We start from the raw sequence: 13263 nt of genomic DNA, 5'->3' as shown, positions 1-13263 counted from the left end.
GGGCGGACAAGACCGATTGTCCTCCGGCCGTGGGGTCGGGACCCTGATAGCAGTCCAAGCCGAAGTCAGGCGGTTGCCCGCAGGAGCGGCACCGCCGGAGGGAGTCCGATGCAAGCCCGTTACGACGTGCACGATCCGGCCACGCTCGAGCGCGTGGGCTCCGCACCGCTGCACGGAGCCGAAGACGTCGACTGCGCCGTCGCCCGCGCGGTCGGCGCGGGCCCGGGCTGGGCGGCGGACCGTGGACGGCGGCGGGAAGCCCTGGGGGGCGGCGCCGAGGCGCTGCGCTCACGGGCGGGCGAGATCGGGCGGACGCTCTCCCTCGAACAGGGCAAGGTCCTCCGGGAAGCGGTCGGGGAGGTCCTGGTGGCCGCCGACGTGTTCGACTACTACGCGGCGCTCGAGTGGGAGGAACAGGAAAGGCTGCCGGAGAGACAGGGACGCGAGGTCCTCGTGCAGCGGCGGCCTGTGGGGGTGGTCGCGGCGATCACCCCGTGGAACTTCCCCATCTCGCTCCTGAGCGTCAAACTCGCCCCCGCCCTCGCGGCCGGGTGCACCGTCATCGCCAAGCCCTCCCCCACCACGCCCCTGTCAACGATCGCCCTCGTCGACGCCGTCGCGCAGTTCGTCCCTCCGGGAGTCGTCCAGTGGCTCACCGGCCGGCGCGAGGTCAACCGGGCGCTGAGCGAGCACCATAAGGTCCGCAAGATCTCCTTCACCGGCTCGACCGAGGTGGGGGCCGCGATCGCCGCCCAGGCTGCACCGACGGTGAAGCGTGTGACGCTCGAGCTCGGCGGCAACGACCCCGCGATCGTCCTGCCGGACGCGGATGCGCAGTTCACGGCCGCCGGCATCGTCGGCTCCGCCTTCCGGAACGCCGGCCAGGTCTGCATGGCGGTCAAGCGCGTCTTCGTCCCCGCCGAACGCGAGGCCGAGCTCGTCGAGGCGATCGCCGCCGAGGCCGGGCGCCTCGTCGTCGGCCGCGGGGTGGATCAGGGGACGACGATGGGCCCCATGCACAGCCGCTCCCAGCGCGAACTCGTCGAGGGGCTCGTGCGCGACGCCGTCGAGTCCGGGGCACGGATCGCGTCGGGCGGCGGGCGCGGAACAGAACTGCCCGGCTACTTCCTTGAGCCGACCGTTGTCACCGGCGCCGCGTTCGAGGCCCCGCTCGTGGCGACCGAACAGTTCGGCGCCGCCCTGCCAATCGTCGCCTACACCGACCTCGACGACCTGGTCGGCAGGCTCAACGGCCAGGAATTCGGGCTCGGGGCCTCGGTGTGGACCCCCGACCTCGACAAGGCGCAAGCCCTGGCCGAGCGCCTCGAGGTCGGGACCGTGTGGATCAACCAGCACACCCAGGTCGAGCTCGATGCCCCCTTCGGCGGGTGGAAGGCCTCCGGCATCGGGCGCGAGCGGGGAATCTACGGGCTCGACCCGTACCTCGAGCTGCGCACCGTCAACGCCCGCGAGCACTCCACCTCCACCCCCACCGCTGCCCCGGCCGCCGCTTCGGCCGGCTGAGAGAAGGACCAGACCATGACAGAGACATCCTTTGGGCGTGAGCACGGGCTGGAAGTGATCACCCTGGGCACCGCTGCGGGCCCGGCCATCCGCTCCGGGGCCCCGGGCATCGCTACCGCGATCGTGGTGGACGGCGCGCACTATCTGGTGGACTTCGGTCTCGGGGTCACCCGGCAGGCCAACGCCGCGGGCCTGCTCGGCAAGGACCTGAAGGCGGCCTTCATCACCCACCTGCACTCCGACCACGTCGGCGAGCTCCCCGCCTACCTCCTGTGGAACTGGGGGCTCCCGGTGCAGGGCTTCACCGCCGACGTGCCGGTCTACGGGCCGGGACCGGAGACCAGCGCCATGGTCGCCAGCATCCTGGCCGCCTACGACTACGACATCCGCATCCGCATCACGGACGAGGGCCGCCCCGACTTGCGCCGGATCGTCAGGGCCGTGGACATCCCGCTGCCTCCCGGCGCGGCAGCGGCGGGCCCCGAGCACGCCCCGGCCATGGAGCCGTTCGAGGTCTACTCCGACGAGCACGTGAGGGTCTGCGCGATCCTGGTCGAGCACCCGCCCGTCTTCCCCGCCTTCGCCTTCCGCTTCGACACCCGGTACGGCTCGGTGGTGATCTCCGGGGACACGGCAGAGTGCGCGAACGTGGCCAGGCTCGCCCGCGGCGCCGACCTGCTCGTGCACGAGGCCGTGAACCTTGCGTTCTTCGCCGACCGCGATTTCGGGCCCGAGTTCCTCAACCACCAGCAGATCTCCCACACCACCCCCTCCGGGGTGGGGCGTATCGCCGCCGCTGCCCAGGTGGGGCATGTCGTGCTCTCCCACCTCGCCGGCGTCGCCACCGACGAGGAGTGGACGGCCGGGGTCGCCCAGGAGTTCGACGGGCGGATCACGGTCGCGCAGCCGGGCCAGCGGTTCGTGCCCGGCCGCGTGCCCGCCCCGCGCTGAGCCTTCGGACGCCCCGGCCTAGCCGTTCAGAACTGCCGTCGTATCGTTGGAAGGGGCAGCCCGCGCGAGGCGGGCGCCCGATCCTGTGAGGTGAGGTCGTGGCCGGTCGGGCGCAGGCTGCAGGACGCTCGGTCACGTCCCGGGCCCTGAACGTGCTCGCCGCGTTCGACCAGGAGCACCCAGTCCTCGGCCTGTCCGAGATCGCCCGCCGATCGGGCACCCCCGTCGCCACCTGCCACCGGCTCCTGAGCGAGCTCGTCGACTGGGGGGCCCTGGCCAGAACGAATGACGGGCGGTACCAGATCGGCCACCGCCTCTGGACCCTGGGTATGCTCGCCCCGGTCCAGAAGGGCCTGCGCGACGTCGCGGCGCCCTACATGCATGACGTCCTGTTCGCAACGCGGCACGTGGTGAACCTGATGGTCCTCGAAGGCGCCCGCGCGCTCGTGCTTGAGCGCATCGCCGGGACCGCCGTCGGGCAGCCGGTCGCCAGAGTCGGGGAGAGGCTGCCCCTGCACACCAGCGCCGGCGGCAAGGTCCTGCTCGCCCACGCCCCCCGGCCCGTCGTCGAACGCGCCTTCGCCGAACTCGCACGGGACACCCGCCACAGCATCACCGATCCGTCCCGCCTCTCCCAGGAGCTCCTGCGGGTGCGGGAGCGCGGGTACGCCACGACCGTCGAGGAGCACGCCCTTGGCACCTCCGGGATGGCCGTGCCGGTGTTCAACACGGAGGCCAGGCTGCTCGCAGCGCTCGGGGTCGTCGTCGTCGGCAAGGTTCTCTCCGTCGAGCGCACCCTCCCCGCGCTCCAGGTCGCGGCCAAGGCAATCGGGCGCGATCTGAGCCCCCAGCCCTGAAGCGGCGGAGCGCGACGCAGGCGGCCCGAGAACCTTTTCCATCCAGTGGTAAACCCCTCGTGATCCCCGGCAGTGTCCGGGCCTATCGTCATTCCATGGCCTCGCAAGTGACTGGGATCACGCGAAGCCGCCAGAATCGAAAGGACACCCGATGAGCGCACCTGCCGAGGCCGGCGTGGACCGCCCGCTCCCCGTCTCCGCCACCTTGGGCGCGGTGGTTGCCGAGCGTCGCGAGGCGGCCGACGGCGTCGCGCACCTCACCCTCCGGCCAGCCGACGGCGGCCAGTTCCCGGAGTGGGAGGCCGGCGCCCACGTCGACCTGCACATCCCCGGGCACACGCGCCAGTACTCGGTCTGCTCCTCCCCCGCCAACCGGGCGAGCCTGGAGATCGCCGTCCTGCGCGAGCCCGAATCCCGTGGCGGGTCGGCCTACGTCCACGACGAGCTGGGCGTCGGCGCCCACGTGGTCGTGGGCGGTCCCCGCAACAACTTCTCCCTCGCCCCGTCGCGGAAGTACCTCTTTCTCGCCGGAGGAATCGGCATCACCCCGATGGTCCCGATGATCGAGGCGGCAGAGCAGGCCGGGCGCGAATGGCGGCTCGCCTACGGCGGGCGCAGCCTGCGGACCATGGCCTTCGCCCAGGAACTGCTCGACGCCTACGGCCCCGAGCGGGTCCTCCTCTTCCCCTCCGAGGAAGGCCGGCGCCTGGACCTCGAAGGACTGCTCGGCATCCCGCGCGCCCTCACCCTCGTCTACGCCTGCGGCCCGCGGCGTCTCCTGGACGCGATCGAGGACTACTGCCTCGGCTGGCCGGCCGGCGCCCTGCACCTCGAGCGGTTCGCAGCAGCCCCCGGCGCCGGAGGGTCAGCCGGCCCATTCGAGGTCGAACTGCGCCGCACAGGCCGCGTCGTGGACGTCGCCGCCGACGAGAGCGTCCTGGAAGCCGTGGAGGCAGCGGGCGTGCGGGTCCTCTCCTCCTGCCGGCAGGGGGTCTGCGGAACCTGCGAGATCCCGGTCCTGGCAGGCGAGGTCGACCACCGCGACGCCATCCTCAGCCCCGAGGACCGGGCCCGCAGCGCGACCATGATGGTCTGCGTCTCCCGCGCCGCCGCCGGCTGCCCCCGCCTCACCCTCGACCTCTGACAAGCACTGGAGAACCGCAATGTCGCTTCTGACGCACCGGGAGGCGCCCGTCCTGGACGTTGACCCCTTCGCCCCCGAGAACCTCGTGGGCCGGTACGCCCTGCACGAGGCCCTCCGGGAGGCCGGGCCCGTGGTCTACCTCGAGAAGTACGGCGTGTACGCCGTGAGCCACTTCGAGCCCGTCCGCGAGGTCCTCATGGACTTCGAGACCTACTGCTCCTCCGGCGGCGTCGGCCCCACCGACATCCGCAAGGAGGCCGAATGGCGACCCGCGGGCATCCTGGAATCCGATCCCCCCACCCACACCGCCATGCGCCGGGGGCTCTCGAAGGTCATCCACCCCGGCTCTGTCCGCGAGCTCACCGCCGGGTTCACCCCGCCGGCGGAGCGGCTCGCCGCCCAGCTGGTGGACAAGGGCGCCTTCGACGCCGTCACCGACCTCGCCCAGGTCTACCCGCTGCGGGTCTTCCCCGACGCCGTGGGCATCCCGGACCAGGGCCGGGAGAACCTCCTGCCCTACGGCGCCATGGCGTTCAACGCCTTCGGGCCCCGCAACGAGATCTGGGCCCGCGCCTTCCAAGGGGCCGAGGCCGTGGCCGAATGGGTCGAGTGGGCGTGCGCGCGCGGAAGCCTCATGCCCGGCGGGTTCGGGGAGAAGATCTGGGAGCAGGCCGACCTGGGCAACATCACCGACCAGGAGGCCTCCCTGCTCGTCAGGGCACTGCTCTCCGCGGGCGTCGACACGACCGTGGCCGGCATCGGCAACACCATCCTGTGCCTGGCCCGCGAACCCCGGCGGTGGGAGAGGCTGCGGCGCGAGCCGCACCTGGCCAAGTTCGCCGTCGACGAGGCGCTCCGGCTCGAATCCCCCTTCCAGATGTTCCACCGCACCACCACCGTCGACACCGAGCTGGCCGGAATCGCCATCCCCGCCGACACCAAGCTCCTGCTGTTCCTCGGCGCGGCCAACCGCGACCCGCGGCGCTGGGGCGAGGACGCCTCGTCCTTCGACCTGGACCGCAACGCCACCGGCCACGTGGCCTTCGGTATGGGCCTGCACCAGTGCATCGGCCAGCCCATCGCCCGCCTGGAGATCGAACTCGCCCTCAAGGCCCTCCTCGCCCGGGCCGAGACCCTCGAACTCGACGGGGACCCCGTCCCCGAGCTGCACAACACCCTGCATTTCTTCGCCTCCATCCCCATCCGAGTCTCCGCAGCGCGGCAGACAGGCGCTACGAAGGAGTAGGCCGCCATGACCCACCTCGCAAGCCCCAGCACCCCCCAGGCCCAGCAATCCGCCTCGCCCAAGACAGGCCCAGCCTCGTGGAACTACGCCCGCCGGCGCCGCTACGGCTGGCTGGTCACCGTATCGGTCCTGTTCCTGATGATGCTCAGCTGGGCCGACAAGGCCGTCCTGGGCGTCGCCGCCGTGCCCATCATGAAGGAACTGCACATCTCCCCCGAGGCCTTCGGCCTCGTCGGCAGCGCCATGTTCTTCACCTTCGGCCTCGCCCAGATCCTCGCCGCACCGATCGCGAACCGGGTCCCCAGCAAGTGGATCCTGCTCGTGCTGTGCCTGCTGTGGTCCCTCGCCCAGGCCCCCGTGCTGATGTTCGCCTCCCTTCCCGCGCTGTGGGCCAGCCGGCTCCTCCTCGGCGCCGGCGAAGGCCCGCTGGCCCCGGTCATGATGCACGGGGTGTACAAGTGGTTCCCCGAGAAGAAGGGCGCCACCCCCGCGGCCCTGGCCTCCTCCGGCGTCACCCTCGGAATCGTCGCCTTCGCCCCCGTCCTCGCCTGGGTGGTCACCGCCTACGGGTGGCAGGCAGCCTTCGGCATCCTCGCCGTCGTCGGCCTCGTCTGGGCCCTCTACTGGGCCATCGTCGGCAAAGAAGGCCCCTACACCAGCAGGGAAGCCGAACGGGCCCTCGACGGGCACCAAGCCCTCCCGGACGCCCGCGCCGCTGCCCCCGCCGCCGACTCAAAGGTGCCCTACTGGCGCACCATCCTCTCCCCCAGCTGGATCTTCGCCGTCCTCGCCTCCTTCTTCGGCTACTGGACCTTCACCCTCGCCATGTCCTGGGGCCCCGCCTACTTCCAGACCGTGCTGCACCTGACCGGCCAGCAGGCCGGAAGCCTCATCGCCCTGCCCGCAGCCTGGGGAGCCGTGGCAACAGTCGGACTCAGCGCCCTCACCCAGCGGCTCCACCAGCGCGGAATCCCCACCCGCAAGTCACGCACCTGGATCCTCGGAGGCGCCGCCGTCTTCGCCGGAGCCGCACTGGTCGGCGCGACGCTCATGCCCTCCCCCGCCCTGGCCGTGGCCCTCATGACCTTCGGCTTCGGCACAGCCCCCGCGCTGTTCGCCCTCACCTACCTGGTGGTGGCCGAGCTGACCACCGTCGCCCAGCGTGGAGCCCACCTCTCGATCGCCAACGCAGTCCTGACCTCTGGCGGAGTCTTCGCCCCCGCTGTCTCCGGCCTCCTCATCGGAGGAGCGGCCACCCCCGCCGCCGGCTACGCCAACGCTTTCGCCCTCTCCGGAGGCCTCCTGCTGCTCTTCGGCATCCTCTGCCTCCTCTTCGTCAACCAGCAGCGCGAACGGCGCCGCCTGGGAATCGACCCGCACTGAAGAGTCGAGACTGAGACTGGCGGTCAGGCGATCGGCGGCGCCCTCGCCGGCTACGCGCTCGCCTGGGGACGGCTACGACGGCCACTCCGCGGTGCAGTCCGCGCAGGCGGTGGCAGGCATTCAGATCGCCGCCGGACTGATCCCGGCGGTACTCGGCGCAGCCGCGGGCGCCATCATGTTCTTCCACGAACTGACGGACGCCCACGCCACCATCGTCGAAGAGTTCCGCGCCCGCCATGAACAGGCCGGCGCCGGCCCGGGCGCCGACGCCGTCACTAGGCTCAGCGCGCCAGAAGAGGCCTGAACCGGCGCCCCGTCCCGTCCTGATCGGCCCGGTCTTCCTGCGGGAGGAGCTCGGTGCGGCGCTGGTCCCTTTGGGGCAGCCATCGGCGATTGGATGACCTGGCTCAGGCCCAGGAACGGTGGCCTCCGGGCCGTCCCCGGGGATTCCGCTGTTCGGGGCCCGCGGTTCGAGTGGGACCTCCTGGCGCTCTCGCGCGTCCAATTCGCGCTCCGCCACCGCGGGCACTCGCAGATGGCGTTGAAGGAGGCACGCGAATGTCGTGCGCGGTGAAGACCCGGCCAGCTCGAATCCGAGCGCTCACTCGGGGCTGCCCACTCCTGTCGATCGCCACGTAATTCCCGAGCGTTCTCGCCACGGAATTCCCCAGTGCCTGATGCGATGGTAGCCGGGTTCCGGGGCCCTGGGGAGTGCTGAAAGTGCAGCCTGGCGCCCGGAAACATGGGTAACTAACGATGTTTCCGCCCCCTATGGGAGGAGTGCCGTCTGCTTTGGGACGTTGAGCGGGACGGCGATAGGGCGTCGCCGTGCCCGTCGTCAGCGGCGCGATGACCTTTATGAAAGTTCGGTCCCGGCCGCAAGGCGGCAGGGAAATCTCGTTAGGGTGTGGCGTGGTGGGACCCCGTGAGGCCAGAGCAGATCGGGGGGCCCGCCGCGACGTCAGCGCAAGGATCCAGAACGGAGTTCTGCTCTCATGACGGACACTAGGCACGAGATACAGGCGAGGTACCGCAGCGAGGTTCTGCAGTGGGCGGCCAGTCATGCTGATCCGAAGCGCGCCAACCAGCTCTTCAGGAGCCATCACGCGTTCTACAAGTCGATTCGCGACCTTCCCGAGGGGCGTGAGGCTCTCCTGACACTGCTTGAAGACGAGAGCCTGCCCGTCAGAGTCATGGCCGCGACGCATGTTCTGCCATTCGCCCCTGACCGCGGCGTGCCAGTGCTGGAAGAGGCCGAACGAGCGGGTGATGTGATGTCGATAGACGCGAAGTACACATTGATCAGCTTTCGCTCGGGGAAGCTCAACCTTGACTGGTAGGACTCCATGGCGTTCTCCCCCCGGAATCGCCCAAGCCCTGTCTCGGTTCAGTGGGTGGCGGGGCGTCGGCGTGTCCGGTAGGAGCCGGTCTGGATGGTGATCTGGTGGGCGTTGTTCACGAGCCTGTCGAGGAGGGATTCGGCGACGACCTGGTTCGGGAACAGTGGGTACCACTCCTCGGGGGCACGGTTGGTGGTGACGACGATGGAGCGGGCGGGGCGCTCGTTGATGATCTCGTAGAGGTCGTCGCCCTGGGCGGGGGTGAACTCGCGCATCGCGAAGTCGTCCAAGATGAGCAGGTCGGGCTTGGTGTAGGCGCGAAGGCGCCCGGCCCAGCTCCCGTCCGCGTGGCCGCCGGCGAGGTCGGCCAGGACCCGGGAGGTGGGGGCGAACCGGACGGTGTGCCCTGCACGGATGGCCTGATGCCCGAACGCTGTGGCGATGTGGGTCTTGCCGGTGCCGACGGGGCCGCTGATGATCACGTGCTGGCCGGTGCGGACCCATTCGGCGTTGGCGAGGTCGCGGATGCGAGCGGCGGGGATGCCGGGGTCGGCGGTGAAGTCGAAGTTCTCGATCCTGCCATCCGTCTCGAACTTCGCGGCCTTGGTGCGCCGCTCGAGCGCCGCGGAGTCGCGGCGGTTGATCTCGTCAAGGCACAGTGCCTGGAGGAAGTCCAGGAACCCGAGCCGGCCGTCGGCGGCCTGGGCGAGCCGGTTCTCGAGGGAGTCGAGCATCCCGGACAGGCGCAGGGTGCGAAGGGAGGCGGCGAGCTGGGTGCGGTCGGCGCCGGCGGGTCCCGGGGCGGTGCTGGGAGTGGTGGTCATGATGGTCTCCTGTCTCGTCGGTGAGGGGGCGCACGCGTTCCCGGGCCAGCCGCCGCGGCTGCCTCTGGGGGCATGCGCGTGAAGGTTCAGCTGGCGGTGAAGGCGCCGGGGCCGCGGAGGTAGGCCCCGGCGCCGTTGTCGCCGTTGGAGCGCACGGGCAGGACGGTGACCCCGGCGGCGAGGAGTCCCTTGACGGTCTTCAGCGTCGGGTCCCCGGCCGCTGCCGCGGCGGCGCAGGCGGTCTCCACCGCCTCGGGGCGGTGGGTGCCGGCGAGGCGGATGATGCCCTGCGCGGCCCGGATCCGGTGCACCGCCGGCTCCTCCAGCAGCCCCTCGACCACTGCCGCGGCGGCGGGGCCGATCAGGGACGCGTGCTCGCGGCACCATGCGGCGTCCCGGGTGAAGAACCCCGCCGCCGCGGGTGGGTAGTCGGCCAGGTCGGTCTGGCGTCCCTTGGCGATCCTGGGGTGGACCTTCGCGATGGCCCCGTCGAGGTGGAACTCGACCGTCGTGGCGCCCAGCCGCACGTCCAGGCGGGCGCCGACGAGCTGGTAGGGAACCGAGTAGAGCACGCCCCTGACGGAGGCGTGGCAGTCCGACCCGACCGTGGCGGTGCGCCATTCCGCGGGCTCGAGCCTCCGGGCCGGGAGCGGGGCCATGGCCGGGCGCTCCACGGCGGCGAGGACTTCCCACGGGCTCTGCCCGGCCAGGGCCCTGGGCTTCCGGGCCCCGGCGACCTCGCGGCACCACCGCTCGGCCTCGGCGCGCATCTGCGCCATCGAGGTGAAGGACCTCCCGGCCCAGAACGAGCCGCGCACGTACTGCACCATCCGCTCCACGTGCGGCTTGTCCTTGGGCCTGTTGCCCCGGGCCGGGTCCAGCAGGGTCCCGTAGTGCTCGGCCAGCTCGGCGTAGGCCCGGTTGAGCTTGGGGTCGTAGAGGTCAGGCTTGATGACCCCGGTCTTGAGGTTGTCCGAGGTCAGACGCCGCGGGACGGCGCCGAAGAACTCGAACGCTGCCACGTGGGCGTTGGTCCACGCCGTCTGGTCCATCCGGGTCGTGGGATAGACGAAGGGCTGCTTGGAGAACGGCAGCGTGAGCACGAACGCCCAGACCCGGTGGCCCCTGCCGGTGTCCGCGTCGCGCCAGTGCCCCAGCATGCCGTAGTCGACCTCGCCGAGCTCTCCCGGCGCGGACGGGGGGCTTGAGCACCGTGGGCTTGCGTCCAGCCCGCCCGGCGTCGGGCAGGGTCGCGGCCAGCCACCGGTAGAACGAGCGCTGCGAGGCGCTGACCCCGTGCTCGTCGACGAGGCGCTGGTGGACCACGGCCCCGGCGACCCCGGCCTCCAGCTGCTCCCTCACCCACTCGATCCGGGCATCGAACTCCGGCCAGGAGATCTGCCGCAGCCTCCCGTCCACGATGGTCGGGAACCAGCCCGCGACCATGTCCCGCCACTCCTCGGCGCTGAGCCCGAGCCCGGGGGCCAGGCCCTCTGCCTCGGCCGGTGCCAGGTACTTCTGCACCGTCTTGCGGTCCATGCCCAACGACACCGCGAGCTCGCTCTTCGAGCGGCCAGCGTCCCAGTGCATGAACAGTTCGATCAGATCCATCGATGCCACACTCCTACGCGCCAAACCACGAACCCCCGCCTCCGGCCCGGCCATCGGACCCGAGGCAAGGCTCTCGGACAAGGCACCGGCGGTGCGTGACGTCGTCCCCATGGGAATTACGTGGCGAACCACCGCTCAAGGTGGGGAAATCCGTGGCGAAAACCGACCTACGGGTTGGGAATTACATGGCGGACGACACTCCATGGTCGGCCTTCGCGCCAGGGCCCGGTCGCACCCGGTCGGGACGCCCGCTCGGCCGGCCCGCACGAAGCTCGACGGGGTCCCGCCCACCCCGTGCCAGATCGGCAGGCGCTCCTGGAGCGGCCGGGGCACGACCGCGGCCTCCCGAAGGGAATGGTGGGCGCGGCCGGAGTCCGGGCCGCCCGGGGAGCAGGATGCCGGCGGGCCGCGGCCTCCTGGCGGGACCGGGAGGAAATCACGCGCCGGGTCCTATGCGCCCCGGGGATCCCCTACTAGCCTCGGTTGCATGGGATCGCGGCACCCCGAATGCCGCAGGCCCCAGAGGACGGATTGTGCGTGCCGGACGGCCGGACCGAGCCCACCCTCGAGGGCATAGGCGGTCTCTGGGCCCAGAGCCACGGCCGCCTCTGCGGCGCTAGGCGGACCCTCCGGGCGCTCCGAGTCCCAGGTCCCTCGCTAGGCCTTGCGTCGGCACCGAGTCGGAGGCGCGCCCGCGGCCTCTACGGCGGGGTCCCATGTGACCGAGGAGACGCTGCCGTTGAATGGCACGCGGTGTGGGGAAGGGAGGCGGCAGCGAGATACTTGAAGAATCAACTATGTGGCAGTTGCTGCTGCGGTGAGGAGTTGTCATGGCAGGCACGATCCCTGCGCCTTCCCGGACGGGGTTCCGGGGCAACGACAGGCTTCTTCTGGGCATCGTGCTCGGAGTGGTCACGTTCTGGCTGTTCGCCGGCACGACGGGGACGGTCGCCCCGAACATCCTGGCCGACGTCAACGGAGCCTATTCGGACCCTGTCCACAAGACGTGGGCCAACCCGCTCATCGATGTCTCCGCCATGAACCTGGCGGTTTCGGTCACCGCGCTGTTCTCGGGGATGTTCATCGTGGTCGCGGGGGGCCTCGCGGACAGGGTAGGCCGGGTGCGGATCAGCCTGATCGGCAACGGCCTGGGCATCCTCGGCTCGCTCATGATCGTCCTCGCGGCCGGCCCCCTCGCGCTTCCCCTCATGCTAGGCGGCCGCGCCGTCCAAGGCCTCTCGGCGGCGTGCATCATGCCGGCGACCATGGCGCTGGTCAAGGCCTACTGGGACGGCCCGGGCCGACAGCGCGCGGTGTCCATGTGGTCGATCGGCTCCTGGGGCGGCTCGGGGCTGGCCTCGATCTTCGGAGGCTACGTGTCCACCTTCGTGGGATGGCGCTGGATCTTCGTCGCCTCGATCGTGATCTCGGTGATCTCGATCCTCCTGATGCGCGGAACGCCGGAGAGCAAGGTCGCCCAGACCGATACGGCGAAGTTCGACTTCGCGGGTGTCGCGGTCTTCATGGTCTCGATGCTCGCCCTCATGGTCGTGCTCATCTTCGGCGCGAAGATTGGATGGCTCACCACGACCACGATCGGCCTCTTCGCCGTCGCCGTCGTGGGCCTTTCCCTCCTCGTGCGGGTCGAGAAGCGCTCGGCCAAGCCATTCATCGACTTCGCCCTGTTCGGGAACCGCACCTTCACCGGCGCCACCATCTCGAACTTCCTCCTCAACGGCGCGATCGGGCTGCTCATCGTGACCCAGCAGCTCCTCCAGATCGCCGGAGGGATGAAGGCCTCCGAGGCGGGCCTGCTGACGATCGGCTACGCCGTGGCGATCATCGCGTTCATCCGCATCGGCGAGAAGCTCCTCCAGCGCTTCGGCCCACGCCGGCCGATGGTCTGGGGATCCCTGATCGTCGGCGTCGCCACCGTCCTGCTCCTACCCACCAACCTCCTGCTCTCCGAGTACCGGTGGCTCGCGGTCCTTGCCTACGCGCTCTTCGGCCTGGGCCTGGCGTTCTACGCCACCCCGTCCACAGACGCGGCTCTGGCCAACCTCCCCGCCGACCAGGCCGGTGCCGGCTCGGGCATCTACAAGATGGCCTCCTCGCTCGGCGGCGCGATAGGGGCCGCGGTCTCCCTGGCCCTCTTCACCGCCTACAGCAGCACGGGAGCCCAGTTCGTCGGCGACGTCCTGGTCAACCAGGGCCGCACCGACAACACCGCGGTCCGGCAGGCCGCCGTCGTCGCGCTCGTGTTCAACCTGGTGATGGTGGTCATCGCCGTCGTCTCGATCATGGCCACGGTCCCCAAGGGCAGGGAGCGCGCGGAGGCCCAGGCCCCGGCCCACGACTAGACAGTCCCCACACCCGGCAGACC

Annotated in this window: 11 protein-coding genes; 9 read left to right on the top strand and 2 right to left on the bottom strand. The window is 70.9% G+C overall.

The genetic code is table 11. From position 1 onward, the window contains the following. The first annotated feature begins 108 nt into the window (after positions 1-108). The 8 genes from ACOKR1_RS10500 to ACOKR1_RS10465 all read left to right on the top strand — a co-directional run bounded on the left by ACOKR1_RS10500 (position 109) and on the right by ACOKR1_RS10465 (position 8445). The gene (locus ACOKR1_RS10500) at positions 109-1524 is read left to right on the top strand and encodes an aldehyde dehydrogenase family protein (RefSeq protein WP_422933036.1); all 1416 of its coding nucleotides are present in this window, start codon (positions 109-111) and stop codon (positions 1522-1524) included. A gap of 15 nt (positions 1525-1539) precedes the next feature. Beyond that, the gene (locus ACOKR1_RS10495; protein ID WP_422933035.1) at positions 1540-2475 is read left to right on the top strand and encodes an MBL fold metallo-hydrolase; all 936 of its coding nucleotides are present in this window, start codon (positions 1540-1542) and stop codon (positions 2473-2475) included. A 98-nt stretch (positions 2476-2573) separates the two neighbouring features. Continuing rightward, positions 2574-3332, top strand: a complete 759-nt coding sequence (locus tag ACOKR1_RS10490; protein WP_422933034.1) for an IclR family transcriptional regulator — start codon at positions 2574-2576, stop codon at positions 3330-3332. Positions 3333-3483: 151 nt separating this feature from the next. Next, positions 3484-4476: a PDR/VanB family oxidoreductase gene (locus ACOKR1_RS10485; protein ID WP_422933033.1), complete on the top strand. Its 993-nt coding sequence runs from the start codon at positions 3484-3486 to the stop codon at positions 4474-4476. A gap of 19 nt (positions 4477-4495) precedes the next feature. Beyond that, positions 4496-5722, top strand: coding sequence for a cytochrome P450 (locus tag ACOKR1_RS10480; protein WP_422933032.1), 1227 nt, complete (start codon positions 4496-4498; stop codon positions 5720-5722). Positions 5723-5728: 6 nt separating this feature from the next. Then, entirely contained in the window at positions 5729-7105 is a 1377-nt protein-coding gene (locus ACOKR1_RS10475; protein WP_422933031.1) for an MFS transporter, read from the top strand. A gap of 91 nt (positions 7106-7196) precedes the next feature. Next, positions 7197-7409 carry a hypothetical protein gene (locus ACOKR1_RS10470; protein ID WP_422933030.1) on the top strand — a complete coding sequence of 71 codons (213 nt, stop codon included), beginning with the start codon at positions 7197-7199 and terminating at the stop codon, positions 7407-7409. A 691-nt stretch (positions 7410-8100) separates the two neighbouring features. Then, entirely contained in the window at positions 8101-8445 is a 345-nt protein-coding gene (locus ACOKR1_RS10465; RefSeq protein WP_422933029.1) for a hypothetical protein, read from the top strand. A gap of 47 nt (positions 8446-8492) precedes the next feature. Here the strand turns inward: ACOKR1_RS10465 and istB are convergent, their stop codons facing one another. Both istB and istA read right to left on the bottom strand, forming a co-directional pair. Further along, complete coding sequence (gene istB, locus ACOKR1_RS10460; protein WP_422933028.1) at positions 8493-9269, bottom strand: IS21-like element helper ATPase IstB; 777 nt, start codon at positions 9267-9269, stop codon at positions 8493-8495. A gap of 86 nt (positions 9270-9355) precedes the next feature. Then, complete coding sequence (istA, locus tag ACOKR1_RS10455; protein WP_422936607.1) at positions 9356-10498, bottom strand: IS21 family transposase; 1143 nt, start codon at positions 10496-10498, stop codon at positions 9356-9358. A gap of 1212 nt (positions 10499-11710) precedes the next feature. Between istA and ACOKR1_RS10450 the strand changes: the two genes are divergently transcribed. After that, entirely contained in the window at positions 11711-13240 is a 1530-nt protein-coding gene (locus ACOKR1_RS10450; RefSeq protein ID WP_422933027.1) for an MFS transporter, read from the top strand. Positions 13241-13263: the final 23 nt, after the last annotated feature.

It is taken from the genome of Sinomonas sp. P47F7 (genome assembly GCF_049332655.1).
Taxonomy (GTDB): domain Bacteria; phylum Actinomycetota; class Actinomycetes; order Actinomycetales; family Micrococcaceae; genus Sinomonas.
Note: the sequence above shows the minus strand (reverse complement) of the source record. Positions and strands in the feature narration are given on the sequence as shown.